This window comes from Halobium salinum (assembly GCF_026586625.1).
GTDB lineage: Archaea > Halobacteriota > Halobacteria > Halobacteriales > Haloferacaceae > Halobium > Halobium salinum.
Genome location: NZ_JAODIW010000008.1, coordinates 443,370 through 467,623, shown reverse-complemented (window position 1 = coordinate 467,623; position 24,254 = coordinate 443,370). Strand labels below are relative to the sequence as shown.

Sequence of the window (24,254 nt, the reverse complement as noted above, 5' to 3'; positions counted from 1 at the left end):
TAGCGACCGTCGCGGCGCAGAAATCGCCCGTCGTGGCCCCGTCAGTCTCGACGCTTGCGCTTCGCGCGGCGTCGGTACTCGCCGTTCGGGTCTTCGGGCGTGAACGGTGCGGGCGCGCTGTTCTCCGTCGGCGCGCCACAGTCCGGACAGCTCTCGGAGAGGGAGTACACCGGGCGGTCGTGGCGGTCGCGCCACGCCGAACACACCCGGATATCTGCCTTCATGCGTCGTGAGAAGTCGACTCCGAGGGGCTACTCGTCCTCTTCGGAGCGCTCTCGGTGGTAGTTGCCGGAGCCGTCGGCGGCCTCGATGGACGCGATGGCGCGCTCGGCGCTGGCCTCGAGCTCGGACTCCGCCGTCTTGTAGTCGGGTGCGCGGACCTTGATGCGGTACTCGGGCGAGCCGACGTACGCGACGGTGAGTTCGACCTCGTCGGGCACCTCACCCTCGCCTTCGGCGGCCTGCAGCGCCTCCTTGATGTGGTCGACGCCGTCGGACGCCGGACAGCGGAGGTCGACGTACCCGGTGACGTTGACGTATGGCACCGAGACGTTCTCCCGGGCGGTGTCGACGACCGCGCGCTTCTCCTCCTCCTCGAGGTCGACGTCCTCGAGCGCCTCCATCCCGTGGATGGCCGCCTGCTCGAAGCCGTCGTACAGCGAGCCGTACTCGGCGAGCAGCGCGTTGGCGACGGCGCCGTACTGCTCGTCGGTGACGTCCTCGCCGAAGGCGATGGACATCCACTTGTCGGCCTTCTGCTCGTTCTTCCACTCCTGAATCTTCTCCTTGCGCTGGTGCTCGTTGACGTCCTTGATGGAGAGGTCGATCTGCTGGCTGCCGGTGTCGACTTCGAGCACCTTCGCGACGACCGTCTGTCCCTCGCGGACGTGGTCGCGGACGTTCTTGATCCAGCCGCTGGCGACCTCGGAGATGTGGGTCAGGCCGCGCTTGTCCTCGTACTCCTCGAGGTCGACGAACACGCCGAAGTCCTCGATTTCGTCGACCTTGCCGACGACGAGGTCACCTTTCTCGGGCCAACCACTGTATTTCATGGACGTTCCTCCGGAGGGGTGATGTTATCGAGCCTCGACCGTCTCGGTGACCTCACCCTCGACGGCGGCGTTGCCGCCGGTCGGGCGGGCGAGGGTCGTGCCACAGACGGCGCAGTTGACGACCGTCGAGGCCTTGCTGAAGACGACCTGTTCGTTCTCGCAGTCCGGACACTGGACCGTGACGAAGCTTCCTGCCATGATTACTCCTGGAACTCCAGGCGACCGGCGCGCCAGCCCTCGCGCATGTGGGCCTTGCCGCAGTCGCCACAGATGTACTTGAGGTTCGTCTTCTTGGTCGGTTTCTCGCCGGACGGCACCTTCGAGAACTTCCCGGTGTTCCCGATGACGCTCGTTCGGCGCTTCTGTTGGCGCCAGTTCCACTTCATGTGGGTCTGGCGGCCACTCCGCACCTTCTGCACCTCGTGTTCGTGGTGCTCCCTGCAGTGCGGACAGTACGTATTGAAGCGGCGTGGCATCTGCATGGATATCTACCTTGAGGACAGTTTGCCGTCGCCCGTTAAAACCCGTTTGGTTTCCGCTAACCGACGGGACGCTCACGACGGGGCGTAGGGGGATGTTCACCGGGCGGCGCCCACGGACGGGGCCGCGTCGGCGACGCGGTCCGCGGCGAGGGACACGGAGCGCACATCGCTATCCCCTGAGCGGTCGTCTATGAGGGGATGTCACGCGCTCTCCCGTCGGTTCGCTCGGTCCTCCTCGGTCGCTCCCGGCGAGCGACCGTCGTCGCCCTGACCCTCGCGGTGGTAGTCTCTCTCGCAGCGGTCGCGTTCGCGGCGAGCCCGTTCCGGCGGGTCGACGTCCTCCTGTTCGGCCGTCTCACGGTCTGGTGGGTCGTCCTCGTCGGTCTCCTCCTGCTCGCGTTCGCCGAGGCGGTCCGGAACGGGGGGTTCCTCGCGACGGTCGCACTCGCCTTCGCGGCGGTCTTCTCCGTCTTGGTCGTGAATGCACCGGTCGGCGGCGGGGTGCCGTCCCTCGGCGAGTCGGTCGCGTTCGCCGCTCCGTTCGCCGCGACGGTCGGCTCCGCCCTCGGAGCGACGCTCTTCGCCGTCGGGCGTGCCGTCGCCGCGGCCGGCCGCCTCGTTCGCCGCCGACCCCGTCACGACGGGGCCACGGGCGACCGGGGAGGCACCGACATCCGAAGCCGTTAAATCCGGACTCTCCGAACGCCCGACCATGCAACACCTCATCGTCCGCGGGGACCCCGGCATCCGCAAGGACGCCGTCATCGAGTACGACGACGAGGAGCAGGTCCTCTTCTCGGTCCAGCGACAGGGGGACTTCCACGGCCCCGACGAGGTCCAGCTCTGGTGTGTCATCGGCACCGAATCGGAGCGCGAGACGTTCGAGAAGCGCCAGTACGTCTCTCACTGGCTCGACGTGGAGGCCATCGACGCCGACGCGCTCACGGTCGTGAAGGGGAAAGGCGACCTCGCGGTCTGAACTCGTCCCCCGACTCGGTCCCGCCGCTTCGCTTCTCCCGCTCTCTTCGAACCACACGCCGAATCCGACAGCATCGCGGCCGTCCCTCGCCGGTCTTCGGCCGTCGCCCCTCACCTCCGCGAACGTTCAAGTCCGACGACGGAACCATCCCCGTCGTGGTCTGCGTTCGGTCGCGGGCCGGTCGAGGCGGGTGTGTGGCGCGCCGGCCCGCGAGACGCCGTTCACGCGCCGCCTGTTCGCTACCGGTTCCTAGCCGCGGCCACGGACGCCGGCTCCGGTGTCGGCGACCCGGCCTCGACCACGCCACGCTGTGGGAGCCTCTCGTGGTCGACCGCGTACACCGTGACCGTCTCGGTCTCGTAGGCGACCGAGGCGCCCGGCACGTCGGCGAAGCTCACGTCCTCCCCGTAGCGTGCCCGCTCCGCCGGACCGACCCAGACGTACTGCACGTCGTACTCACGGAGCAGCGCGACCCGGTCGGCGGTCGACCCGGTGTACGCCCGGTCGACGGCGTTGGCACGCGCCCAGTAGGCGTCGGGACCGCGGTATCCGACCTCGTGGGCCCACCCCGCGACGGTCGGCAGGCCGGTCAGGCTGGAGGCGGGGTTCGCGTTCCAGTTGTACATCCCCGGCGGGTAGGGGTAGGACCCGCCGTCGGCGGTCGGGTACTGCGCGGTGCCGGGGGCGGATAGCAGGACGGGTCGACCCTCCCTGTCGTCGAGCCAGCGGATGGCCTCCGCGTCCTCGGGATGCTGTCGGTCCGCGAACGCCGTCGCGTCCAGCGTCTCCATACGCGCCCCCTGGAAGTGGCTGCCGAGTGCGAGCACGCCGTACGCCGAGGTGGTGACGACGAGGAGCCCGACGAAGCCGACCGCCGCGAGCCGTCGCGTCCGTCCGGAGGGTCGCCACCGTCCCGACGCCCCCGCGGCCGTCCGGGCGGTCGACGCCGTCTGACCGTCCACCAGTCCGGCGAGGACGACGCCCATCGCGCTCCCCCAGAGCACCCACACCTGCATGTAGGTCTTGAACACCGTGTTCATCCGGCCCGGTCCGGCCTGCTCCTTGACGTAGACGAGCTCGACGAGCATCACCAGCCCGGCGCCGGCCGCGATCAGGACGGCCTCGAAGCCGACCGCCCGGCCCATACGGAGCGCGAGCCAACTCCCGACGAGCAGGGGGAGCGCGACGGCGACCGCCGCGAGCCCCTGTCCGAACGCGAGCGCGGCGAACGCGCCGACCGCGAGCGCGACGAGACCGGGGCGGTCGGTGTCGAGGCGTCCGAACAGGTACGCCGCGAAAGCCACGAGGAAGGTCCCGTGGACGAGGAGGAAGTTTCCGAGCGGACTCCGCATCTCGAGGGCGACCAGCGCGACTTCGCGGGAGCTCCCGCCCCCGGCTCCGAGCAGGAAGGAGAGCCCGAGCAGGGTCGCGAGCCCCGTCGCGGCGGCGGCGACGGCGGTCGCGCCGACGAGCCGGACGAGTTCGCCCGCGAGCCAGTCGTCGTCCCCGCTCGCCGTCGTGGTGGCGGTGACGGCCGCATCGCCGTCGGTCCGGAGACGTTCCTCGCGGCGACCGTCTCGGTCCGCGGCGGTCGTCGGGGCCTCGGTCTCTACGTCGGCGACGCCGACGGTCCGCCTGAGCCGACCGCCGAGCCCGCCCGGCAACAGCGTCAGCGGGTCCGCGGGGGCGAACAGCAGTGCGAGCCACGCGACGCCGAAGATAGACGGGAAGCTCCAGGTGTCGGTGACCACCTGGAACCCGCCGACGACGGGGAGGACGCCGAAGAGGAGCGCCCACCGCCGGCGGGTGTCCGTCTCGGGGGTCAGGAAGTAGGCGAATGCGACGCCCGCCCCGAGCAGGAGAAAGGGCGTCCCCATCATGTGGGCGTGGAGGTCGCCGTTGAGCCAGCCGAACAGGGGGAACTCGTTGATAGTACCGGGGATGACGCGACTCGCGTGCCAGTAGAAGAAGGAGTCGGCGCCGGCGAGCACGTCCGCCGTCGTCAACTGGGGGGACGCCTCGGCGACGACCCGGGCGACCTCGCGCTTTCGCGAGGCCGGCGCGAGCGCTACCGCGAGGAGCCGGCCGCCGGTGACGAGGTTGCTCGCGACGCCGACGAAGAAGACGGCGAGCGCGCCTGCGAGCCGGCGGGAACCGCGGCGGACGGCGGCGACCGACCCGGCTAACTCGTAGGCGGCGGCGACGAGCGCGCCGTAGAACGTGGCGAGCCCGAGGTTGTACGCGACGGCCGGGGGGACCCCCGAGAGGAGCGACAGCGTCGAGGTGACGAGGTGGCCGCCGTAGTAGTAGCTGACCGCCTCGCCGGCGAACCACATGTCCTCCGGGGGGAGCCGGTCGGCCCGCGATAGCGACTTCAGCAGGCCGAAGTCGAGAAACTTCTCGCCCGACCGTGCGTAGACCGCCGGGTCGGCGGCACGAATCGCGAGGACGAACAGGAACCCGACGAGGAAGACGGCGGCGGCCTCGGCGACCGCGGTCCGGTCGACGCCGAGGTCCGTCCGGAGTTCGACTCGGCGGTCGCGGAGGGCGTCGGTGTCGAGGGCGAGGACACCGGCGACCGCCGCGAGCGCGAGCACGCCGAACAGGGCGGTCGTGGGGCCGTAGCTGAGGTGGCCGACCCAGTAGACGACGGTCGTCACGGCGACGAGCGCGACCGGCAGGGCGAAGCCGGCGCCGCGTCCCGGGAGCGACTCGAACAGGCGGGTCGTCACCGGCAGCGCGAGCGTCGCGAGGGCGGCGACGACGAGGAGCCACTGCAGGACGAGAACGTACTCCATCTACCGGTCTCACCGCCGCGGGCGTGTAAACGCTTTTTGGGTTCCCTCCTCGCCCCGGATTCGGAGTGTCCTCGTCGTTCGTCCCGCCGGGCGCCGGAGAACTGGTCTCGTCCCGAGACAAACGCTTTTTTACTGGCCACGCGGAATCGGGGGGTAATGTCACGCTCCGTCGGGGTGGTCGTCCCAGCCTACCGCCCGGACACCGCGCGCCTCGCCGCCTACGTCCGCGCCCTCGACGAGCGCCTCCGCCCGGCGACGATTCGCATCGAACTCGACGACCCGCGACCGGGGGTCGTCGACGAGCTGCGCGGGCTCCCAGCGACCGTCCGGACCGTCCCCCGCCGCCGGGGGAAAGGGGCGGCCGTCACTGCCGGGTTCGAGGCGCTCGACACCGACGTGTTGCTGTTCGTCGACGCCGACGGGAGCACGCCCGCCGAGTCGGTCGCGCGCGTTCTCGACCCCGTCGTCGACGGCGAGGCGGACCTCTCGGTCGGGTCGCGACGACACCCCGATTCGGTCGTCGCCTCCCACCAGACGTTCGCCCGGCGGCGCCTCGGCGACGGGTTCGCGTGGCTCGCCCGCCGACTGCTGGAGGCGGAGCTGTTCGACTACCAGTGTGGCGCCAAGGCGTTGACCGCGACGACGTGGGAGACCGTCCGACCGCACCTCTACGAGCCCGGCTTCGCGTGGGACGTGGAGTTCGTGGCCGTCGCGGGCGCGCTCGACCGGCGAATCGCGGAGGTGCCGGTTCGGTGGGAGGACCAGCCCGGGTCGACGGTCGACCCCGTCGGCGCGTCGGTCGACATGGCCCGCAGTCTCCTCGTCTCCCGGCACCGTGCGAAGCTCATCCGGGAGAATCGCCTGCACGCGCTACTCGACGCGGGGCGGACCGAGGAGCTCGCACTGGTCGACCGCTTCACCCCGGAACCGGCCGATGAGTAACCGCGACGCGGTGGACGAACTCGTCTCCGGCGTCCGGTTCGGGAAGTTCCTCTCGGTCGGCGCGGTCGGTGCCGTGTTCGACCTTACGGTCAGCACGCTGCTGCTCGTCGTGGTCGGAATCGGCGCACTCTCGCTTCCCTGGGTTGGCCTCTCGGTCCCGCCGGGCGTGCTCGCGAAGCTCGTCGGCGCCGAGGTGGCTATCGTCATCATGTTCTTCATCAACGAGTACTGGACGTTCGCCGACGAGAGCGACGGTGGACCGTGGCCCCGGCGGCTCGCCAAGTCGAACTTCGTTCGGGTCGGCGGGCTGGGCATCCAGGTGACGGTCGTCTGGCTGCTCGGCCTGCTGGACGTGACGCTCGTCGTCGCCGGCTTCGACTTCTGGCAGGTGGCCCCGTTCCCGCTGGCCATCGCGGCGTCGGTGCTGTTCAACTACGTCGCCGAGTCGCTGTTCACGTGGCGGGTCACCGCCGGGTGAGGGCGCTCGCCACGGCGGAAACCCCCACACGGCGGACGAAACACAACCCTTAACAGCAAGCCGCGGTTTGCTGATAGTAGCGGGATGGGATAGCCAGGAGATTCCGCCGGGCTCATAACCCGGAGATCGGTAGTTCAAATCTACCTCCCGCTATGTTCTCGCCGAACTCACGCCCCAAGCGAGGCGTCTCGTCGCCGAGCGACGGACGAGTTCGGCGGTCATAGTGTACGTGGAGATTTGAACTGAGGAGTGAAACGAACGCAGTGAGTGGAACGACTGTAGTTCAAATCTACCTCCCGCTATCTTCTGTGGCACACACAGCGAACGACGAGCGAAGCGAGTCGTGAGCCGTGCGCCACGAGATAGTCCACGGAGTAGGTTTGAATCAGGGAGCGTTGCGAACGAAGTGAGCAACGCGACCGTGGTTCGAATCTACCTCCCGCTATCGTCTCTGCACCGGTCACCTTCCGAGCGCGCCGTCTCGGCGGCGCGCGACCGTCGAACGTAGCGAGTCGAGTCGGAACACGTGGTGACGGCAGTCACTCGTCGCGAGTCACACGAGATGCGCGACGACGCGGGTTACACGAGCGGCCGAGTTTCGCGGCTACCGCCGTCGGCCCCACACGACGAGACCGGTGACGAGGACGAACAGCGAGACGACGGCCGTCGCGAGCGCGGCGGGCGACAGCGCCGGGAGCGCGCCGACCCAGGAGGCGAGCGATATCGCGGCGCCGAGGAGGGTCGCCCCGCCGTAGTAGCGGACGGTCCGGCCGGGTCGGGGGTCGTCGTCCGTCGTGGTCGTCGTGGTCGTCGCCGCCGAGTCTACGTCGAGGTACGGGTCGAACTGGTCGGCGAGTTCGGTCCGCTCGACGATGCCGCGGTCCTGCTGGTACCGGACGACGCCCATCTCGTCGAGCTTCGGGAGGTGGCTCTGATACAGCGCGATGTACGCCCGCTGGCGCTCGTCGGAGCTGATTGCCGCCACCGACTTGCCGTTCTCCCGGGCGGCGATGAGTTCGGCGATGTCCCGCATGTCGACCGGCCCGGTCGCTCCGCGAAGGTACGCGAGCACCCGGCGACGGCGCTGGTTCTGCAGGACGTGAAAGAGGTCGTCCTTCGCCATCGGGGCCGCGTCGGCGCTCGTCGTGGTCGTCTCCGTGTCGGCGGCCGCGGTCCCGTTCTCATCTCCGCTCGCGTTCGCACCCGTGTTCACACCCGTCTCACCCGTGTCGTCGAAGTCGCCCGCGGTAGGTCCGGAGACGGCCGAGTCCGCCCCACCCACCGCGCGCGAGGAGTTCGCCCGGTCCATGATTTCACCCAATCCCTGCCAGAACGAAGGAGTGGTTACCTCGTTACCATACTCCCCAAAGAGTTAGGACTATTGGCCGGCGGGTCGGGTCTGGCGCCGTCGAATCGCCGGATTGCGGGCGGTTACCTCTCAGGTCCCGGTGAAGTCGATGCGACTCCCCGAGGAGAGGTCGTGCTCGCCGGACGGGCCGAGTGCCTCGAACTCGTAGGCCTCGTCGGTGAGGTAGACGGCGTCGTCGGCGACGGTCACGTCGACGGTGTCGAGCGTCGACCCCTCGCAGGGGCCGAAGTCACAGAACCCCGAGGACTGGTCGAACGTCGCGCCGTGTTTCTGACAGACGATTTCGCCGTTTCGGACCATCGCGCCGGAGCCCTTGTCGAGGCGCACGTCGGTCCAGTGCATGCAGTAGTTCCGGAAGGCGTGGACGCTCCCGTCCGAGAGCTTCGTGAGGATGGCCTCCTCCTTGTCGAAGCCGTCACGGACGGTGAAGAGGAGCGTCCCCTCCTCGGGTACCTCCTCGACCGCCGCGACGCGGCGGTCCTCGTCGAGTTCCATGTTGCCGGGTTGGTGTGCGGGGCGTTCGTAGCTTGTGGTTTCGGTCCGGGTCGTGGCAGTGTGTCGCGAGTCTTCGCGAGTCGAGAAAGACCTACAACCGGTCGCGGTAGGGGTAGGGTATGTCTCCCCTCCGGACGCCGCCACCGTTCCCTAACGAGGCCGACCTCGTCGTGCTCTCGGTGGTTTTCATGTCGTCGCTGCTGCTCACGCGCCCGGCGGTTCGAGAGCGGACGTGGCTGCGGTGGCCTCTCGTTTTGGCTGGGGTCTACGGGGTCGTTGTCCTCTGTCTGAACGGACTCAACCTTCTCGGACGGCACGGGTGGATGTAGCTCCGAGCGACACACGGAAGCCCCCGGTTGCTCCGGTCGCGCGGCTCGCTGTGCTCCTCATTCGCTCCCTTCGGTCACTCGTCGCGGTGCTTTCGTCGTCACCAGAAGCCGCGGGCTTCTGGTTGGCTCACGAGAGCAAAGCTCTCGTGAACGCCGTGCTTCCCGGAGCACCCGGCCCCTTCCGGAGCCCCACCCACAGCACCGCGGCCTCGTACCTCCCCAGCCTCGGTGTGCTCCCCCCGGAGGCGAGCACGGCCTCGCGCGAATCGTGGCGCGATGCGGGAGCAAGGCACCCGCTGGCTCCCGCTCGCTACGCTTACGGGAGCGACACGGTGGGCCTCGTCGCCGACACCCAGGCCGCGCCAGCGCGCGCCGGTCAAGAAAGCCCGCCCGTGCGTCAGTAGTACTCGCCTTCGACCCGCGCGTCGAACAGTTTCGACAGCAGCGGCGTCACCGGGCCGCCGCCGACCTCGATGCCGTCGACTTTCGAGACGGGCCGGAGTTCCCACGTCGTGTTCGTCAGGAACACCTCGTCGGCGCTCCGGAGGTCGTCGGGTGTGTAGCGCCCCTCGTTCACCGGAATTCTCTCCTCACGGGCGAGGTCGAGCACGACCGACCGGGTGATTCCGGGGAGGACCGGTCCGTCGAGACTCGGCGTGTGCAGCGCCCGGTCGTCGACGAAGAAGACGTTGCTCGTCGCCCCCTCGGTGACGGCCCCGTCCGCGTCGAGCAGCAGCGCCTCGTCGGCCGTCGTCTCCGGGCCGTCCGGCCCGTCGATGCGGAGTTCGAGGCGGGCGAGGATGCCGTTGAGGTAGTTGTGGGTCTTCGCTCGGGCCGGGATGGCGCGGTCGGGCACGCGCTGGGTCTTGACGGTCTGGAGCGTCGCCGGCCCGTCCCAGACTGACTCCCCCTCCAGTCCTCCCCGCGGGAGCGCGTCGACCTCGACCACCACGGTCGGGGTCACGTCCGGCTGGGGAGTGAGCTTCCCGGGCTGTACACCGCGCGAAATCGAGAGCCGGACGTAGGCGTCGTCGAGGTCGTTCGCGACGAGCGTCTCGTCGATTCGTCGCCGGAGCTCCGAGTCGGAGAGCCCGTGGTCGATGGAGAGCAGGTCGCAGGTCGCCCGGAGCCGGTCGGCGTGGGCCGCCCACTCGAACACGTCGCCGGCGTACGTCCGGAGGGTCTCGAAGGCGGCGTCGCCGTACCTGAACCCGCGGTCGCGGACGCTCACGGTCGCCTCGCTCGCCGGGACGACCGCACCGTCGACGTGGAAGCGGGGTTCGGCGTCGCGCTCCGACGGGGGTTCGTCGCTCATCGGTCGCCTCCCGTCGTCGCCGCGTCGGCTCCGGCGCCTTCGGGGAGTTCGCCCCCGTGACACCACGCGACGAAGTTCCGAATCAGGTCGCGTCCGCCCTCCGTTAGAACGCTCTCGGGGTGGAACTGGACGCCGACGTGCGGCCGCTCGCGGTGACGCACCGCCATGACGACCCGGCGCTCGTCGTCGGTGTGGGCGGTCTCGACGAGGCCGTCCGGGACGTCCGCGCGCTCGACCGCCAACGAGTGGTACCGCCCGACGTCGAGGGGGACCGGCAGACCGGCGAAGACGCCCGCGCCGTCGTGGGTGATGGACGAGGGTTTCCCGTGGACCACCTCGGGGGCCCGCCCGACCGACGCGCCGTTTGCCGCACACAGCGCCTGGTGGCCGAGACATACGCCCAGAGAGGGGTAGTCGAGGTCGCGGAAGACGGGAACCGAGACGCCGGCGTCGGCGGGGGTCCCCGGGCCGGGCGAGACGACGACGCCGTCGGGGTCGAGGTCGCGGATGCCGGCCACGTCGACGGCGTCGTTGCGCCGGACGACCACCTCGTCGTGCGCCCCGAGGAACTGCACGAGGTTGTACGCGAAGGAGTCGTAGTTGTCGACGACGAGAATCATCGGCGGGCCTCCGGAGGCTCCTCGCCGCCCGCGTTCGTCTCCGAGCGTCCCCCCCGGCTCGGTTCCGAGTCGCCGACCCCCAGGTCCGCGCGCTCGCCGAGCGCCTCGTCGACGGCCGTCACGAGCGCCCGCCCCTTCGCCAGCGTCTCCTCGTACTCGCGGTCGGGGTCGGAGTCGTGGACGATTCCTGCGCCGACGCGCAGGTGGTACTCCTCGCCGTGGCGTACGAGCGTCCGGATGAGGATGTCGAAGGCCGCCCTGTCGTCGAACCCGGCGAGGAAGACGCTCCCGGTGTACGGACCCCGCCGCGTGGATTCCAGTTCGTCGATAATCTCCATCGTCCGGGGTTTCGGCGCGCCGGTGATGGTGCCGCCCGGGAACGTCGCGGCGACGGCGTCGGCGAGGGTGGCGTCCTCGCGGAGGCGCCCTTCGACGACGGAGACGAGGTGCATCACCTCGGAGTAGCGGTCGACGCGGCGGTACTCGGACACCTCGACGCTGCCGTACGCACACACTTTCCCGAGGTCGTTGCGTTCGAGGTCGACCAGCATCGCGTGCTCGGCGCGCTCCTTCTCGTCGCCCGTCAACTCGGCTTCGAGCGCGGCGTCCGACTCGGGGTCGGCCCCGCGAGGGCGCGTCCCGGCGATGGGCTCCGTGACGAGACGGTCGCCGTCGCGTTCGAGCAGGAGTTCGGGGCTGGCGCTGACGAGGTCCACGCCGCCGGGGCGGTCCGAACACTCGACGAGCCCCGAGTACGGCGCGGGGTTCACCCGGCGCAACGCGGCGTACGCCTCGACGGGGTGGACCGCCGCGGGCGCGACGAGGCGCTGGCTGATGTTGGCCTGGAACGTGTCGCCGGCGCGGACGTACTCCTTGACGCGCCGCACCGCCTCGGCGTACGCTTCCCGCCCCGTGTCGCTCTCGAACGTCGCCTCGTCGGCCGCGACGGGCGCCGCCCCGACCGCCGGGTCGCCGTCGAGGCAGTCGCGGGCGAGGGCGAGCGCGCGCTTCCGGGCGGCGCCGTAGGCGGCGTCGAGGGTCGCGTCGTCGGCCTCCGGGTCGACGCTGGGACAGGCTGTAATCCGCAGTGTCGTTTCGCCGTCCGGGTCGCGCGGCTCCTCCCACGCGGCGACGAGGTCGTAGACGCCCGCCTGTAGCTGGGGGAGCCGCCGGTCGTCGACGGCACCGTCGGCCGAGCCGGGGAACGTCTCCAGTTCGCGGGCGACGTCGTAGGAGAGCCAGCCGACGACGCCGCAGGGGTAGGGGACGTCGCAGTCGCCGCGGGCGAGGGTCTCGCCGTCGAGCACTCCCTCCAGCGCGGCGAGGGTCGGCGACGAGCCGGCGTAGCCGCGTTCGGTCGGCTCCAGTTCGACCGCGTCGGCACGGACCTGGAGGCGCTCCCGGGGGGTGACCGCGAAGTAGCCCCAGCCGTCGCTTCCGCCGGTCGTCTCGAGGTAGAACCCGCCCGGTCCGTCGCGGGCCCGTCGGTAGGCGTCGAAGGGGTCCGCGACCGCGACCCGGACCTCGACGGGGACGCGAACCGGGGCGTCCGCGGTCGGGGCGCTCGCGCTCGAATCGAGCGCCTCGCGGAACGCCCCTCGGTCGGTGGCGACTCGTGGCACGTACTGAGCGTGGGTACGCCCGCAAGTAACGGTTTCGAGAGGAAGAGTCGGTCGACCGACCGCTCGGTCCTCGGTCGAAGTCGTCGTTTGACCGGCGCAGGTCCGCTGACCGACTCCGACCCGTGGCGACCGGCGACGACCGGTCTCTCAGTGCTCCTGTGCGCGGTCTATCCAGCGCTGGACGCGCTTCTCGGAGACGGTGATGCGCTCTGCGACCGCCTCGGCGTCGGCGGCGGCGAGGTCGGCGACGGTGTCGATGCCGATCTCCTGCAGGCGGTCGGCGTACGCCGGCCCGATGCCCTTCACGTTCTTGACGGACTCGGAGCTGGCGTCGGCTTCGGTCTCGGTGTCGACTTCGTCCTCAGTGTCGGCTTCGGCCTCGGTGTCGACTTCGCCAGCGTCGGCCTCGGCGTCGGCTTCGTCCTCGTCCTCGTCCGCGCCGGTGTCTGCCTCCGGCTCGGCTTCGGAGATGTCGGTGTCGATGGCCTCGGACTCGGGGCCGGCGGCCTCGGCCGGCTCCGCGGCTTCGGCGTCCTCGGCCTCCTCGTCGACCATCGAGCCGGTGGAGGCGGTCGCGTCGGCGTCGTCGTCGGCCGCGACCGCGTCCTCGACCTCGGGGGTGTCAACCTCGCCGGCGTCGACGTCCTCGGCCTCGTCGACCGGCTCCGTCTCCGGTTCGACGGCCTCGCCGGGCTCGGCGGCCACGTCGGGTTCCTCCTCGGCCGTCTCGTCGACCATCTCGCCGGTCGAGGCGGCCTCGTCCGCCCGTTCGGTCCCCGTCTCGCGCTCGTCCGCGGCGGCACCGGCGTCCGTCGAGGCTCCGGCCTCGTCGGTCCCCTTCACCGCGGCCTCCGTCCCGGCCTCCGCCCCGGCGCCCTCGCGTGTGTCCCGCTCGACGGTCACACCGGGCTCCCGGCGACTGTCGTCGCGGGAGGAGTCCCCCATCCCGAGCAACGACTTCAGCTTGTCGAGTAGTGCCATTGCCCGACAGTATGAGTGGGCCCTATTTAAAAGCAACCGACAGACTACAGCGCGGACCGTACTGCGGCGTCCATCTCCGCCACCGGCGCGTCCCGTCCGGTCCAGCGCTCGAACGCTTCGACCCCCTGATACAACAGCATCCACAGACCGTCTATCGTCGTCGCACCCGCCCGCTCTGCGTCCCGCAGGAGCCGGGTCCGGAGCGGCGAGTAGACGGCGTCGAGCACCGCGAGCTCTCCGTGCAGGAGTTCGGCGGGGACCGGCGTCTCGTCGCCCGACTCGCCGTCGTCCCCGCCCGATTCGTCGCTCTCCGCCATCCCGACCGTCGTCGCGTTCACCAGCAGGTCGGCGCCCGGGACCGTCGCCGCGAGCGAGTCCAACCCGCCAGCGGTTACGGCGTCGGAGGTGACCCCCTCGGTCGCGGCCACGTCCTCGGCGAGCGCCTCGGCGGTCGACGCGGTTCGGTTCGCCACGTGGACCGAGGCGCCCGCGTCGGCGAGGGCGAAGGCCGCCGCCCGGCCCGCGCCGCCGGCGCCGACCACGACTGCCTCCCGACCGCCGAGGCCGACGCCGTGGTGCTCGAACGCCCGCGTGACGCCCGCCACGTCGGTGTTGTAGCCGCGGGGACGGCCCTCCTCGTCCCGGTCGCCGAAGTCGACGGTGTTCACCGCGCCGACGCGGGCGGCCAAGGGGTCGGCGTCGACGAGCCCCTGGTCGAGGACCTCCCGCTTGAACGGGACGGTGACGTTCAGGCCGTCGATGCCGAGGGCGTCGGCGCCGCGGACCGCCGCCTCGACGGCGTCTCGCTCCGGCTCGAAGGTGACGTATCGGGCGTCCATCCCGAGCGTCTCGTAAGCCGCCTCGTGCATCGGCGGGGAGAGCGAGTGCCCGACCGGGTTGCCGAGGAGTCCGTAGACCTGCATGGTCGACGGGTCGCGTCGGGTCCGGATATGTCTACTCCTCGGCGTCGACCGACTCGGCGCCCTCACCGACCTCTCAGTCGGCGTCGCGGTCGCCAGCCCCGGCCACCTCCTCGACCGGGGCCGCCGGCGCGTTGCGCTTCACGCTCCGGAGCCCCTTGCGCGCGTTCGCCTTCGAGGAGTACCCCTCGCCGCTGCTCGCGACGACGTTCCCGTTCCGGTGACGGAGCCGCCAGCGCCACTCGTCGGCGGCGTCCCGGAAGAGCTCGAACGTCGCCTGCGAGCGCCCCGCGTCCAGCCCGACGGCGACCGGTTCGTCGCCCGTCTGGTCGACCTCGACGCTCCGGGCGGCGTCCGGCGCGGCCGGGTCGTCCTCCGCGGCGGGCGGCGTTTCCCCCGTTCTGCCGTCGCCCGCGTCGTCGTCGGAGCCGTTGTTGGCGGAGCCGTGGCCATCGAAGTCAGTTGGGTTACCGGGGGCATCTGGAGTGGCCGGCCCGTCGGAAGCGCCACTGTGGTCGGCGGCCGGGACACCCTCCTCCCGGCCTTCGGCTGGAGTACCCTCCTCGCGACTGTCGGCGGCGACGGTGTCCCCCTGCTCGTCCGGCGACCGCTCCTCGGAACCGACGGCGTCGGTCGCTCCGTTCCGGCGCTCGATGCGCGTCCGGACTCGGGTCCGGTTCGTCTTCGGGTCGAGTTCGTACGCGACGGCGAGTCCGATTCCGGGGGCGACGTCGACGCGGAGTTCGTCCTCGTACGTGGTCACGCGTCGGACTACGGGGGGCCGACAGTGAACGCTGTCGGCCGATGTGGGACCCGGCGGCCGGGTCGGTCGCCGAACTCGACGCTACGGGCCTGCTTCGAGCTACCGAGAGCCACGGCCGGGCCACGAAAACAGAAGGGTTACTTGCGGCCCTCGTGTCGATGGTGCCATGAGCTCGCTCCTCCGACACCCGCTCACGGCACTGGCCGGGGCGGCGGTACTGACACTTCCGTGGATTTTCGTCTGGGCGGTCGGCGGGCCCGAGGCCGTTGGGCTCTCGACGGTCGCACAGGTCGGTGTCGCCGGCATCGGCGTCCTCGGCGCGTCGTTCCTCCTCGCGTGGGGTGCGGAGAGCGCGGAGAAGGACGTCCCGCGGGCGTTCGCCCTCGCCGTCCTCGCCGTCCTCGCGGTAGCGCCGGAGTACGCGGTCGACGCGCTGTACGCCTGGGAGGCCGGCTCGAACCCCGGAAACACCGAGGCCGCGAACCTCGCCATCGCGAACATGACCGGGGCCAACCGCATTCTCATCGGGCTGGGCTGGTCGGCCATCGCGCTGTTTTCCATCTACAAGGCGACCCGCGGCGACGACGTCGCCGTCATCGACCGCGCCGGGACGATGAAGGACGCCGTCAAGCTGGACCGCGACATCTCGACCGAAATCGTGTTTCTCCTCGGCGCGACGCTGTTCGCCTTCTTCGTCCCCATCTCGCTCTCGTTCGGGGCCGCCAACTCCCCGGGACTCGGCATCGACGCCGTCGACTTCGTGATTCTCGTCGGGCTCTACCTCACGTACATCGCGGTCATCGTCCGCGGCGACGTGGAGGAACACGAGGAGCAGGTCGGCGTCCCGAAGTACTTCCACGAGAAGTCCCGGTCGGTCCGGATTCCGGTCGTACTGACCCTGTTCACCTACTCCGCCTTCCTCATCTTCACCGCCGTCGAGCCGTTCGCCCACGGGCTCGAAGAGCTCGGCCTCCAGCTGGGCATCCCCCGCTTCTTCATGATTCAGTGGTTCGCGCCGCTGGCCTCCGAGAGCCCCGAACTCATCGTCACGGCCTACCTCGTCAACAAGGCCCGCTCGACCGCGGCGTTCAACGCGCTCATCTCCTCGAAGCTCAACCAGTGGACGCTGCTCGTCGGGACACTCGTGGCGGTGTACAGCATCGCTCTCGGAAGCTACGGCGTGCTCCCCTTCGACCAGAAGCAGGCCGCGGAGATCTGGCTCACCGCGGCCCAGAGCTTCTTCGCCATCGCCATCCTCGTGAACTTCAACATCAGCGTACGCGAGGCGGTCACCCTGCTGGTGCTGTTCCTCTCGCAGGTCGCCGCGGAGTTCGCCATCATCCAACTCTACCCCGAGGCGCTCGCCGAGACGTACTCCTACTGGATGCTCATCGGCTTCACCGTCCTCTACATGATGCTCGGACTCGCCCTGTTCGCGGTCCGGATTGACGACACCCGCGAGGTGTTCCGGCTGACGGCGAACCGGGTCCGCGGCCGGCCGGCGGCGGCCGACGGTGGGCACGAGAGCGGGGACGACTGAGCGCCACGACGAGCACGCGTTCATGCGTGCTCGTCTCGCTGACGCGGTGGTGTGGACGACTGAGCGCCACGACGCGCGGCGGCTTGTCGCCGCGTGTCTCGCTGACGCGGTGGTGTGGACGACCGAGCGCCACGACGGCCGCGCGTTCACGCGGCCATCCGGCTGACGCGGTGATGTAGCGACTCCGGCCGGTGACCGCCCCGACGACCCTCAGTCGGCGCCGGCGACCGCGACCCGGACGCGTTTTATCCACGCTGGGACAACGCCCGTCCAGTGATCGCGATCGTCGTCTCCCGGGCCGACCACGCATCGGAACACATCGGCGAGCGGCTACTCGACCTGGCCGACTGGACCGAACACGCGGACGAGAGCCGTGCGGACGACGACGGCGGCGGGACGGTGTACCGACTTGACGCCGAGGCCGCCGCCGACTCCGACGTCGACTCTGCCGACTCCGACGCGGACTCCGCCGACCCCGCCTTCGAACTCCGGACCTTCGACGCGATGCATCTCGACCTCGACCGACCGGCCGGCGCGTTCGGCGTCGTCGAGGACGGTCCCGAGGCCGGAGTCGACCTCCTGCTGTTCGTCTCCCGGCACTCCGGTGACACCGGACCCCTGCTCACCTGCCACTTCACGGGGAACTTCGGCCCGGCGAAGTACGGCGGCGCGGACCGGCGCTTCGGCCGAGCCGCGCCGAACGCCCAGAAGCGCCTCGTCGCCGCCTTCGACGACCACGCGCCCGAAGGGTACGAGGTGGGCGTCGAGTGCACGCACCACGGCCCGAGCGAGGTGGGCGCCCCGTCGATGTTCGTCGAACTCGGCAGCGGCGAGACCGAGTGGGCGGACCCCGACGGCGCCCGGGCGGTCGCCCGCTCGGTGCTCGACCTCGCCGGCGTGGCGGCCGACGTTCGGGGCGCGGACGGCGCGGGCGGCGCGGGTGGGTCGGTCGGTACGGTCGGTACGGGCGACGAGGGCGCCGAGACCCCCCGCCACCTCGTCGGGTTCGGCGGCGGCCACTACGCGCCTCGATTCGAGCGCGTCCTCCGCGAGACGGCGTGGGGAGTGGGCCACGTCGCCGCCGACTGGCAACTCGACGAACTCGGCGACCCCGAGACCCACCCCGAGGTGCTCCGGCGGACCTTCGCGGCGAGCGCCGCCGAGCACGCCCTGGTCGAGGGCGAGAAGTCCGAACTGCGGGCGACGCTCACCGACCTCGGCTACCGCGTCGTGAGCGAAACGTGGGCTCGAGAGGTCGACGACCGACCGCTCGCGCTGGTCGCCGCCCTCGAGAACGCACTCGGGCGCGTCGACGACGGCCTCCGGTTCGGAAACGTCGTCCCTGACTTCGGTGCCGACGACGGTGGTGGCCCGCGGGACGCCTTCGAGGTCCGAGCGCTCCCGGGCGACCTGCTGAGCGAGGCACAGGGCGTCGACGCCGGCGCGGTTCGAGAGGCGGTCGCGGCCGACACCGTCGCCTTCTGGACCGAGCAGAGCGGAACGCGGGCGGTCGGGCGGGCGGCGTTTCCGGCGACCGGCGGTAGTTCGGGCGACGGTGACTCGGACGGAGCCGAGTCGACCCGCGACGCCTACCGCTCGCTCGTCGACGCCCTCGCCGCGGTGCTCCGCGAGAAGTACGACTCGGTGACGGTCGAGACCGAGGGGGACGGAGACGGGGCCGAAGTCGTCGCGCGCGAGACGGCGTTCGTCCCGGCGGTGGCGCGGGAGTTGGGTGTGCCGGAGGGACCGGCGTTCGGGAGATTGGCAGACGGCGAGGCAGTCGAGGTCGACGGGACGACGGTTCACCCCGAGGACGTGCGCGACGAGCGGGAGCGTCGCTTCGCCGTCTGAGCCCGCCGCCTCGTCCGACGTTCCGGCTATCAACGGAGATAGCTGGAGGGATATCCGGCCGGAAACCCGGATAGCGAGCCGGTCGGCGACCCGCTGAGATACCTCCGAGGGGGATTTCGCTGAAATGAGCGTCTGACGGCCGTCGGACGGCCATGGGAAAGATAATTAACCCTGCTTCGTAACCGTTTGCCGTAAATGGACTCCATCGTCGAGGATGCAATCGATGAGGCCGAACATTCGGAGGATGGGCCGGCCCAGAACGGGGAGGGGACGGTCGATGCTTCCGAGACGCACACGAATATGACCGGCAAGATGTCCGACGACCAGCTCGAGGACATCCTGCAGGACCTCCAGACCGACATCACCGTCGTCGGCTGTGGGGGTGCGGGCGGCAACACGGTGAACCGGATGGCCGAGGAGGGGATTCACGGCGCGAAGCTGGTCGCCGCCAACACCGACGTCCAGCACCTCGTGAACATCGAGGCCGACACGAAGATTCTCATCGGCCAGCAGAAGACGCAGGGCCGCGGCGCCGGCTCCCTGCCGCAGGTCGGCGAGGAGGCCGCCCTCGAATCGCAGGAGGATATCCACGACGCGATTCAGGGCTCGGACATGGTGTTCGTCACCGCCGGTCTCGGCGGCGGCACCGGCACCGGCTCCGCGCCGGTCGTGGCGAAGGCCGCCCGCGAGTCGGGCGCGCTCACCATCGCCATCGTGACGACGCCCTTTACTGCGGAAGGGGAGGTTCGCCGCACCAACGCCGAGGCCGGCCTCGAACGGCTCCGCGACGTGGCCGACACCGTCATCGTCGTACCGAACGACCGCCTGCTCGACTCCGTCGGGAAGCTTCCCGTCCGTCAGGCGTTCAAGGTGTCCGACGAGGTGCTGATGCGCTCCGTGAAGGGCATCACCGAACTCATCACGAAGCCCGGACTCGTCAACCTCGACTTCGCCGACGTCCGCACCGTCATGGAGAAGGGCGGCGTCGCGATGATCGGTCTCGGCGAATCCGACTCCGAGCAGAAGGCCCAGGACTCCGTCAAGAGCGCCCTGCGCTCGCCGCTGCTCGACGTGGACATCTCCGGCGCCAACTCCGCGCTCGTCAACGTGACGGGGGGTTCGGACATGAGCATCGAGGAGGCCGAAGGGGTCGTCGAGGAGATATACGACCGCATCGACCCCGACGCCCGCATCATCTGGGGGACCAGCGTCGACGACGAACTGGAGGGCCAGATGCGCACGATGATCGTCGTCACCGGCGTCCAGTCGCCCCAGATATACGGCCGCGAGAACGCCCCGGCGCCGCAGGGCGTCGAGGACCAGCAGGACATCGACTTCGTCGAGTAGTCGGCGGGCCTCGGACGGCGGTTCGGTTTTTCTGCGTTGGGTTTCGACCCGTCAGTACCCTTCACCGACACCACTATAATCACGAATTCTGATTGGTCACTCGTGTCTCCCCACTCGAACCGACGGTCCCTCCTCCGCGCAGGGAGTCTCGCGGCCGCCGCGTCGTTCGCGGGTTGTGTCTCCCTCCCCTTCGTGAACCGGCCCATCGACGTACTGTTGCTCAATCGCCACGACGAACCACACGAAGTGAAGTTCGAGGCGCTCCGCTTCGGGGGCGACGCGGAGTACAGCGAACGGCTGGCGCACCGGGAGTGGTACGACCTCTCCGCGGCCGACGAGTCGGGGGTCGCGACCGTACGGTTGGAGAACCTCCTGCCGAGCGGCGCCTACCTCGCCCGATTCGAGGTCGACCGGGAGTGGACTGCGAGCTACCACTACTTCCCCGACTGCGCCGGTCGGGAAGGGGGGAGCGCCGGCGGTACCACCGTCTCGCGGTCGGGGACGGACGACTCTGGGAGCGACACGCCCACCCCGCCCGACGACGGGCCTCCGGAAGACGGGTTCGTCGCGGAGATAACTCGGACGGGAGGCGGGATGGTGTTCGGCGGTGCCTTCTGTAGCGACGACAGTTGGTTTCTGTGAGTCCCGACTCCGAACGCACCGGCTGCCATCGGCGACTCGCATCCATCGTCAGATAGAAGAAGGGTGACGCATTACCCTCGTCACAACAATGGACGTCAAATACGACCTCTCGGCCTACGTGCGCGTGCTGAAGATGGCCAGCACGCCCTCGTGGGAGGAGTTCTCCCAGGTCGCGCTGATCGCCGGTGCCGGCGTGATTCTCGTCGGGTTCCTCGGCTTCCTGATCTTCGCGGTGATGAGCGTGCTGCCCGGTGGTGTCTGAGTCGATGCCCATCTTCGCCGTCAAGACCACCGCGAGCCAGGAGCGGACGGTCGCGGACATGCTCGCGACGAAGGAGGAGCCGGAGATTCACGCCGTGCTCGCCCCCGACCAGCTCACCAGCTACGTGATGGTCGAAGCCGACAACACGGCCGTGCTCGAACGGCTCATGGACGAGATTCCCCACGCGCGCTCCATCGTCCCCGGCATGTCCTCGATGGCCGAAGTGGAGCACTTCCTCTCGCCGACCCCCGACGTGGAGGGGATCGCCGAGGGCGACATCGTCGAACTCATCGCCGGCCCGTTCAAGGGTGAGAAGGCCCGCGTCCAGCGCATCGACGAGGGGAAGGACCAGGTCACCGTCGAACTGTACGAGGCGACGGTCCCGATTCCCGTGACGGTGCGCGGGGACCAGATTCGCGTGCTCGACTCCGAAGAGCGATAGCTTCTCGAACGCCCGAACGGCGCGTCGCGCCGCGAGCGACCCTCGAAGGGCGAACCCGTCTCCGCTCGACTGTCCGGACGATGGGCGGTCCACGGCGAGGTCGTGTTCACCGAAACCCTGTACCGAGGCGGAGCCGTCACTCGCTTGGCGAGTCGACGACCCCGAGTTGTCGCAGCATGCCGAGCGCGTCGTAGTCGAGCCACACCTCCGCGAGTTCGCCGTCCTCGATTCGGACCGACCCGTGGCCCGTTATCTCGAACGCCCGTCCAGTGGGTGGAACGCCGTGGAACGGTCCCTCGTGGGTCCCCGTCGCGGTGAACCGGTACGCGACCTCGTCCCCGTCCGCCAGAACGGTCTCCAGCGTGTGGTGGATGTCGGGGAAGGCGGTCCAGAGCTCCGACTCGTGTTCGAGCGCCGCGTCGATGCCCCGTATCTCCTCGCTCCCGTCGTGAACCACCACGTCGTCGGCGTGGAGAGCCGCGAAGACCTCCCGGCTCTGCTCGTTGAGACCATCGTTCACGCGCCGGACGAGTTCCTTGTTCTCGTCTCCTATCGTGACCATAGTTCCTCCCTGCCCCGCCGCGCCGACCACGGACCGGACCGTCGGCCGGCCGCGACGGGCATCCTATCGATTGAACTCCAATCGTGTTATCTGTTACCACACATCACGGTCGAGGGGAGAGACGCGAACGAACGACCGTTCTGGAACGGAGAGGGTGTCGTCGGCTCCGGGAATCCGTTCGATAGCGTCCGGACGCGAGCGGACGGACCCGCACACCCCCGGAACTGTTTTGCGTGGGCCACACGGCAGGTAGCGACGTGCCTACCTGCTACTTCGACCTCGACGGAACCCTCGTCGAGTACGACGCACCCTTCGCCGACGTGCTCTCGGACGCGTTCGCGGCGGTCGGCGTCGACGCCGACCGAACCCTCCTCGAAACGTACAGCGAGGCGTTCTTCGACGTACTCGGCGACGCCGACGACCCGTTCGCCGCGGCGATCGATCGAACGGACGCCGGCGTCGACCCGGCGGCGTTCAGCGACGCGATGGTCCGAACCGAGGCCGAGCACACGGTCGTCGTCGACGGTGCCGACGCGGTTCTCGACACCCTCTCCGGGGAGTGGCGACTCGGCGTCCTGACGAACGGGTTCGGTCCAGCACAGCGGGCGAAGCTGGAGACGGTCGGCCTCACCGACCGGTTCGAGTCGGTCGTCGTCTCCGGCGAGGTGGGTGCGAGGAAGCCCGAGCCAGCAATCTATCGGGCCGCCGAGGGTCGCCTCGCGGCGGATTCGTACGTCTTCGTCGCCGACGACCTCGAGCGGGACGTCCTCCCCGCCGTCGACTGCGGCTGGCGGGGGGTACTCGTCGGCGACGACGTGAACCCGAGCGTGCCGGACGGGGTGGAGACGGTTCGGTCGCTGGCGGACGTGCCGACCGTTCTGTGACGGGGACGACGGGGACAACGGGGACGATGGGGACGACGGGACGACGAGGACGACGAGGACGACGACGAGACGGGGCGGGGCGGCGACTCAGGCGGTTCGGCTCTCGGCGACCAGCGAGGCCACCCGCGCCGCCAACGCTCGGTTCATCGCCTCGTACGCCCGAACGGCGTCCTCGTCGACGAGAAACCGCACGAGAACTCCGGAGAGGCGCTCGCGGTTGTGGACGCGGGTCCGGTCCCCGTCCAGCGCGTCGAGTTCGAAGGAGTGGCGCGCCTCGAACAGTCGCGGGTGAAGGACGGTGGCGACCCACTCCAGCCGTCGCTCGGGGTCTGCCTCGACCACGCGGGGCCGCATCGAAGCCGACCGCCGACCCTGCCGGTCGACGGTGATGGCGACCCGTTCGCCCTCGCGGACCGCGCCGCTCGCGTTCGTCGTCTGTGGGTTCCACTCGGCGTAGGCGTCGAGGTCGGTGAGGACTTCCCAGACCACCCGGGGCGGCGCGTCGATTTCGATGTCGGTACGAATCTCTCGCATCGGGAGTGATGTCGTCGGCTGGGGAGATGAACGTAGCGTCGGCGCCGGCGCTGGGGCCGGTCAGCCGTCGTCCGGACGGTAGCGCTCCTTGGCCGAGGAGAAGCCGAACTCGTCCATCTCCTTCCCCCGGCGTCCCTCGCGGGCGGCGACCGCCTCGGGGTCGGGGCTCGCGTCGTCGTCGACCCGCGCGAACGACTTGTGGACCTTCGTGTGACACCAGCGACAGAGCGCGACGGTTATCTCGTGGTTCGGTTCGTCCTCCCCGTCGGCGTTGGAAGCCTCATCGCCGTACGAGAGGTGGTGTTCTTCCAGGAGGGGCCGGGCCGACTCGTGGGCCATCCGGACCTCCGCCAGCCCGCAGCGAACGCACTCGCGGCCGTCGGTCGTCGAGCGGTAGTGGGGACAGTCGCGCCAGTCGGCGTTCTCGTCGGCGGCTACGCACTGGTAGTCGTCGGCGCGGCGCTCGGCGGCGAACGTCGGGTCGTGGCCGGCGTACTGCAGGGCGTACCGACAGCGGCCGTCCCCGGTGAGGTGGTCACAGCGACCCGCGAACTCGTAGGGGTCGTCCACCCCGACCGGGGTGCCGTCGGGGGTCTTCTCCATATCGGGGGTGGGGCGTCGCCGCACTTATACCACACCACCGCGTCGGGAGGCGACGTGCGACTCGTCCACCGACACGACGGACACGAGCGCGTCCTCGCCAGCGACGTCGACGTCGCCGATTCGTTTCTCACCAAGGCCCGCGGCCTGATGTTCCGACGCTCCATCCCGGACGACTACGCCCTCGCCTTCCGCTTCGACGGGCCCGGCACCCGCTCGCTCCACATGGCGTTCGTCCCCTTCGCCATCGACGCCGTCTGGACCGTCGAGGGCGAGGTGACGAAGGTGAAGCGCCTCCCGGCGTGGCGGGGGCTAGGGTGGGCGACCGCCGACGAGATATACGAACTCCCCGCGGGTGCGGCCGACGGCGTCGAGCCTGGTCACGAGGTCGCGCTGGTCGACTGAGGCCGGCCGACGCTTCGCGTCTTCGTCCTGTCGGTGAGAA

General features: G+C 70.0%; 29 protein-coding genes and 1 tRNA gene. 14 read left to right on the top strand and 16 right to left on the bottom strand.

All coding sequences use genetic code 11. The annotated features are described in order from the left end of the window. Positions 1-41: 41 nt before the first annotated feature. Genes N5095_RS14535 through N5095_RS14520 form a run of 4 tightly spaced genes read right to left on the bottom strand, consistent with a single transcriptional unit; the run spans position 42 to position 1,534 of the window. On the bottom strand, positions 42-224 hold the full coding sequence (locus tag N5095_RS14535) for an RNA-protein complex protein Nop10 (protein WP_267623658.1): 183 nt from the start codon (positions 222-224) through the stop codon (positions 42-44). Between the two features lie 27 nt (positions 225-251). Continuing rightward, entirely contained in the window at positions 252-1,052 is an 801-nt protein-coding gene (locus N5095_RS14530) for a translation initiation factor IF-2 subunit alpha (RefSeq protein WP_267623657.1), read from the bottom strand. 24 nt (positions 1,053-1,076) lie between these two features. Beyond that, positions 1,077-1,250, bottom strand: a complete 174-nt coding sequence (locus N5095_RS14525) for a 30S ribosomal protein S27e (protein ID WP_267623656.1) — start codon at positions 1,248-1,250, stop codon at positions 1,077-1,079. Between the two features lie 2 nt (positions 1,251-1,252). After that, the gene (locus N5095_RS14520; RefSeq protein WP_267623655.1) at positions 1,253-1,534 is read right to left on the bottom strand and encodes a 50S ribosomal protein L44e; all 282 of its coding nucleotides are present in this window, start codon (positions 1,532-1,534) and stop codon (positions 1,253-1,255) included. A 198-nt stretch (positions 1,535-1,732) separates the two neighbouring features. On the opposite strand from N5095_RS14520, the gene N5095_RS14515 reads away from it, so the two are divergent. Further along, positions 1,733-2,221, top strand: a complete 489-nt coding sequence (locus tag N5095_RS14515; RefSeq protein WP_267623654.1) for a hypothetical protein — start codon at positions 1,733-1,735, stop codon at positions 2,219-2,221. A 25-nt stretch (positions 2,222-2,246) separates the two neighbouring features. Beyond that, complete coding sequence (locus tag N5095_RS14510; RefSeq protein ID WP_267623653.1) at positions 2,247-2,513, top strand: HAH_0734 family protein; 267 nt, start codon at positions 2,247-2,249, stop codon at positions 2,511-2,513. 239 nt (positions 2,514-2,752) lie between these two features. On the opposite strand, the gene N5095_RS14505 is transcribed toward N5095_RS14510, so the two are convergent. After that, positions 2,753-5,311 carry a DUF2298 domain-containing protein gene (locus tag N5095_RS14505; protein WP_267623652.1) on the bottom strand — a complete coding sequence of 853 codons (2,559 nt, stop codon included), beginning with the start codon at positions 5,309-5,311 and terminating at the stop codon, positions 2,753-2,755. A gap of 156 nt (positions 5,312-5,467) precedes the next feature. Between N5095_RS14505 and N5095_RS14500 the strand changes: the two genes are divergently transcribed. From N5095_RS14500 to N5095_RS14490, 3 genes are all read left to right on the top strand, one after another. Next, entirely contained in the window at positions 5,468-6,253 is a 786-nt protein-coding gene (locus tag N5095_RS14500) for a glycosyltransferase (protein ID WP_267623651.1), read from the top strand. Beyond that, entirely contained in the window at positions 6,246-6,731 is a 486-nt protein-coding gene (locus N5095_RS14495; protein WP_267623648.1) for a GtrA family protein, read from the top strand. Before N5095_RS14500 ends, N5095_RS14495 begins: the two co-directional genes overlap by 8 nt. Positions 6,732-6,809: 78 nt before the next feature. After that, positions 6,810-6,884: transfer RNA gene (locus tag N5095_RS14490), tRNA-Met, on the top strand. A 451-nt stretch (positions 6,885-7,335) separates the two neighbouring features. Here the strand turns inward: N5095_RS14490 and N5095_RS14485 are convergent. Then, a complete protein-coding gene (locus N5095_RS14485; protein ID WP_267623646.1) occupies positions 7,336-8,040 on the bottom strand; it encodes a DUF7344 domain-containing protein in 705 nt (234 codons plus the stop codon). 129 nt (positions 8,041-8,169) lie between these two features. Beyond that, positions 8,170-8,595, bottom strand: coding sequence for a Rieske (2Fe-2S) protein (locus tag N5095_RS14480; protein WP_267623644.1), 426 nt, complete (start codon positions 8,593-8,595; stop codon positions 8,170-8,172). A 119-nt stretch (positions 8,596-8,714) separates the two neighbouring features. Between N5095_RS14480 and N5095_RS14475 the strand changes: the two genes are divergently transcribed. Then, positions 8,715-8,924: a hypothetical protein gene (locus N5095_RS14475; RefSeq protein WP_267623642.1), complete on the top strand. Its 210-nt coding sequence runs from the start codon at positions 8,715-8,717 to the stop codon at positions 8,922-8,924. A 397-nt stretch (positions 8,925-9,321) separates the two neighbouring features. On the opposite strand, the gene N5095_RS14470 is transcribed toward N5095_RS14475, so the two are convergent. The 6 genes from N5095_RS14470 to N5095_RS22385 all read right to left on the bottom strand — a co-directional run bounded on the left by N5095_RS14470 (position 9,322) and on the right by N5095_RS22385 (position 15,145). After that, positions 9,322-10,239, bottom strand: a complete 918-nt coding sequence (locus tag N5095_RS14470) for an aminotransferase class IV (protein WP_267623640.1) — start codon at positions 10,237-10,239, stop codon at positions 9,322-9,324. After that, positions 10,236-10,859, bottom strand: a complete 624-nt coding sequence (locus N5095_RS14465) for an anthranilate synthase component II (RefSeq protein ID WP_267623637.1) — start codon at positions 10,857-10,859, stop codon at positions 10,236-10,238. The genes N5095_RS14470 and N5095_RS14465 overlap by 4 nt, the downstream gene beginning before the upstream one ends. Further along, the gene (gene pabB / locus N5095_RS14460) at positions 10,856-12,481 is read right to left on the bottom strand and encodes an aminodeoxychorismate synthase, component I (RefSeq protein WP_267623636.1); all 1,626 of its coding nucleotides are present in this window, start codon (positions 12,479-12,481) and stop codon (positions 10,856-10,858) included. The genes N5095_RS14465 and pabB overlap by 4 nt, the downstream gene beginning before the upstream one ends. A gap of 147 nt (positions 12,482-12,628) precedes the next feature. Further along, positions 12,629-13,462, bottom strand: coding sequence for a helix-hairpin-helix domain-containing protein (locus N5095_RS14455; RefSeq protein WP_267623635.1), 834 nt, complete (start codon positions 13,460-13,462; stop codon positions 12,629-12,631). A 44-nt stretch (positions 13,463-13,506) separates the two neighbouring features. Then, the gene (locus N5095_RS14450; RefSeq protein ID WP_267623634.1) at positions 13,507-14,385 is read right to left on the bottom strand and encodes a shikimate dehydrogenase; all 879 of its coding nucleotides are present in this window, start codon (positions 14,383-14,385) and stop codon (positions 13,507-13,509) included. Between the two features lie 73 nt (positions 14,386-14,458). After that, positions 14,459-15,145 carry an HVO_2922 family protein gene (locus N5095_RS22385; RefSeq protein WP_267623632.1) on the bottom strand — a complete coding sequence of 229 codons (687 nt, stop codon included), beginning with the start codon at positions 15,143-15,145 and terminating at the stop codon, positions 14,459-14,461. Positions 15,146-15,311: 166 nt separating this feature from the next. On the opposite strand from N5095_RS22385, the gene N5095_RS14440 reads away from it, so the two are divergent. The 6 genes from N5095_RS14440 to N5095_RS14415 all read left to right on the top strand — a co-directional run bounded on the left by N5095_RS14440 (position 15,312) and on the right by N5095_RS14415 (position 21,229). Beyond that, entirely contained in the window at positions 15,312-16,685 is a 1,374-nt protein-coding gene (locus N5095_RS14440) for a sodium:calcium antiporter (protein WP_267623631.1), read from the top strand. Between the two features lie 273 nt (positions 16,686-16,958). Next, positions 16,959-18,536 carry a D-aminoacyl-tRNA deacylase gene (locus N5095_RS14435; RefSeq protein ID WP_267623630.1) on the top strand — a complete coding sequence of 526 codons (1,578 nt, stop codon included), beginning with the start codon at positions 16,959-16,961 and terminating at the stop codon, positions 18,534-18,536. Between the two features lie 195 nt (positions 18,537-18,731). After that, the gene (gene ftsZ, locus N5095_RS14430) at positions 18,732-19,883 is read left to right on the top strand and encodes a cell division protein FtsZ (protein WP_267623628.1); all 1,152 of its coding nucleotides are present in this window, start codon (positions 18,732-18,734) and stop codon (positions 19,881-19,883) included. 102 nt (positions 19,884-19,985) lie between these two features. Continuing rightward, positions 19,986-20,525: a hypothetical protein gene (locus tag N5095_RS14425; protein WP_267623627.1), complete on the top strand. Its 540-nt coding sequence runs from the start codon at positions 19,986-19,988 to the stop codon at positions 20,523-20,525. An 88-nt stretch (positions 20,526-20,613) separates the two neighbouring features. Continuing rightward, positions 20,614-20,787 (top strand): protein translocase SEC61 complex subunit gamma, encoded by a 174-nt coding sequence (locus tag N5095_RS14420; RefSeq protein WP_267623626.1) that lies wholly within the window; start codon positions 20,614-20,616, stop codon positions 20,785-20,787. Between the two features lie 4 nt (positions 20,788-20,791). Next, on the top strand, positions 20,792-21,229 hold the full coding sequence (locus tag N5095_RS14415) for a transcription elongation factor Spt5 (protein ID WP_267623625.1): 438 nt from the start codon (positions 20,792-20,794) through the stop codon (positions 21,227-21,229). Positions 21,230-21,365: 136 nt separating this feature from the next. On the opposite strand, the gene N5095_RS14410 is transcribed toward N5095_RS14415, so the two are convergent. Continuing rightward, a complete protein-coding gene (locus N5095_RS14410; protein WP_267623624.1) occupies positions 21,366-21,791 on the bottom strand; it encodes an ester cyclase in 426 nt (141 codons plus the stop codon). A 257-nt stretch (positions 21,792-22,048) separates the two neighbouring features. Between N5095_RS14410 and N5095_RS14405 the strand changes: the two genes are divergently transcribed. After that, positions 22,049-22,675 (top strand): HAD family hydrolase, encoded by a 627-nt coding sequence (locus N5095_RS14405; RefSeq protein ID WP_267623623.1) that lies wholly within the window; start codon positions 22,049-22,051, stop codon positions 22,673-22,675. Positions 22,676-22,762: 87 nt separating this feature from the next. On the opposite strand, the gene N5095_RS14400 is transcribed toward N5095_RS14405, so the two are convergent. Continuing rightward, positions 22,763-23,209, bottom strand: a complete 447-nt coding sequence (locus tag N5095_RS14400; RefSeq protein WP_267623621.1) for an SRPBCC domain-containing protein — start codon at positions 23,207-23,209, stop codon at positions 22,763-22,765. Positions 23,210-23,269: 60 nt separating this feature from the next. Beyond that, positions 23,270-23,812, bottom strand: a complete 543-nt coding sequence (locus N5095_RS14395; RefSeq protein WP_267623620.1) for a DUF7097 family protein — start codon at positions 23,810-23,812, stop codon at positions 23,270-23,272. Between the two features lie 54 nt (positions 23,813-23,866). Here N5095_RS14395 and N5095_RS14390 point away from each other — a divergent pair, with 54 nt between their 5' ends. After that, positions 23,867-24,214: a DUF192 domain-containing protein gene (locus N5095_RS14390; RefSeq protein WP_267623619.1), complete on the top strand. Its 348-nt coding sequence runs from the start codon at positions 23,867-23,869 to the stop codon at positions 24,212-24,214. The last annotated feature ends 40 nt before the right edge of the window (positions 24,215-24,254 follow it).

Bases quoted from the DNA above. Each gene is read 5' to 3' on its own strand.
- N5095_RS14535 (WP_267623658.1), bottom strand. From the start codon at position 224: ATGAAGGCAGATATCCGGGTGTGTTCGGCGTGGCGCGACCGCCACGAC.
- N5095_RS14530 (WP_267623657.1), bottom strand. From the start codon at position 1,052: ATGAAATACAGTGGTTGGCCCGAGAAAGGTGACCTCGTCGTCGGCAAG.
- N5095_RS14525 (WP_267623656.1), bottom strand. From the start codon at position 1,250: ATGGCAGGAAGCTTCGTCACGGTCCAGTGTCCGGACTGCGAGAACGAA.
- N5095_RS14520 (WP_267623655.1), bottom strand. From the start codon at position 1,534: ATGCAGATGCCACGCCGCTTCAATACGTACTGTCCGCACTGCAGGGAG.
- N5095_RS14515 (WP_267623654.1), top strand. From the start codon at position 1,733: ATGTCACGCGCTCTCCCGTCGGTTCGCTCGGTCCTCCTCGGTCGCTCC.
- N5095_RS14510 (WP_267623653.1), top strand. From the start codon at position 2,247: ATGCAACACCTCATCGTCCGCGGGGACCCCGGCATCCGCAAGGACGCC.
- N5095_RS14505 (WP_267623652.1), bottom strand. From the start codon at position 5,311: ATGGAGTACGTTCTCGTCCTGCAGTGGCTCCTCGTCGTCGCCGCCCTC.
- N5095_RS14500 (WP_267623651.1), top strand. From the start codon at position 5,468: ATGTCACGCTCCGTCGGGGTGGTCGTCCCAGCCTACCGCCCGGACACC.
- N5095_RS14495 (WP_267623648.1), top strand. From the start codon at position 6,246: ATGAGTAACCGCGACGCGGTGGACGAACTCGTCTCCGGCGTCCGGTTC.
- N5095_RS14485 (WP_267623646.1), bottom strand. From the start codon at position 8,040: ATGGACCGGGCGAACTCCTCGCGCGCGGTGGGTGGGGCGGACTCGGCC.
- N5095_RS14480 (WP_267623644.1), bottom strand. From the start codon at position 8,595: ATGGAACTCGACGAGGACCGCCGCGTCGCGGCGGTCGAGGAGGTACCC.
- N5095_RS14475 (WP_267623642.1), top strand. From the start codon at position 8,715: ATGTCTCCCCTCCGGACGCCGCCACCGTTCCCTAACGAGGCCGACCTC.
- N5095_RS14470 (WP_267623640.1), bottom strand. From the start codon at position 10,239: ATGAGCGACGAACCCCCGTCGGAGCGCGACGCCGAACCCCGCTTCCAC.
- N5095_RS14465 (WP_267623637.1), bottom strand. From the start codon at position 10,859: ATGATTCTCGTCGTCGACAACTACGACTCCTTCGCGTACAACCTCGTG.
- N5095_RS14455 (WP_267623635.1), bottom strand. From the start codon at position 13,462: ATGGCACTACTCGACAAGCTGAAGTCGTTGCTCGGGATGGGGGACTCC.
- N5095_RS14450 (WP_267623634.1), bottom strand. From the start codon at position 14,385: ATGCAGGTCTACGGACTCCTCGGCAACCCGGTCGGGCACTCGCTCTCC.
- N5095_RS14440 (WP_267623631.1), top strand. From the start codon at position 15,312: ATGAGCTCGCTCCTCCGACACCCGCTCACGGCACTGGCCGGGGCGGCG.
- ftsZ (WP_267623628.1), top strand. From the start codon at position 18,732: ATGGACTCCATCGTCGAGGATGCAATCGATGAGGCCGAACATTCGGAG.
- N5095_RS14420 (WP_267623626.1), top strand. From the start codon at position 20,614: ATGGACGTCAAATACGACCTCTCGGCCTACGTGCGCGTGCTGAAGATG.
- N5095_RS14415 (WP_267623625.1), top strand. From the start codon at position 20,792: ATGCCCATCTTCGCCGTCAAGACCACCGCGAGCCAGGAGCGGACGGTC.
- N5095_RS14410 (WP_267623624.1), bottom strand. From the start codon at position 21,791: ATGGTCACGATAGGAGACGAGAACAAGGAACTCGTCCGGCGCGTGAAC.
- N5095_RS14400 (WP_267623621.1), bottom strand. From the start codon at position 23,209: ATGCGAGAGATTCGTACCGACATCGAAATCGACGCGCCGCCCCGGGTG.
- N5095_RS14395 (WP_267623620.1), bottom strand. From the start codon at position 23,812: ATGGAGAAGACCCCCGACGGCACCCCGGTCGGGGTGGACGACCCCTAC.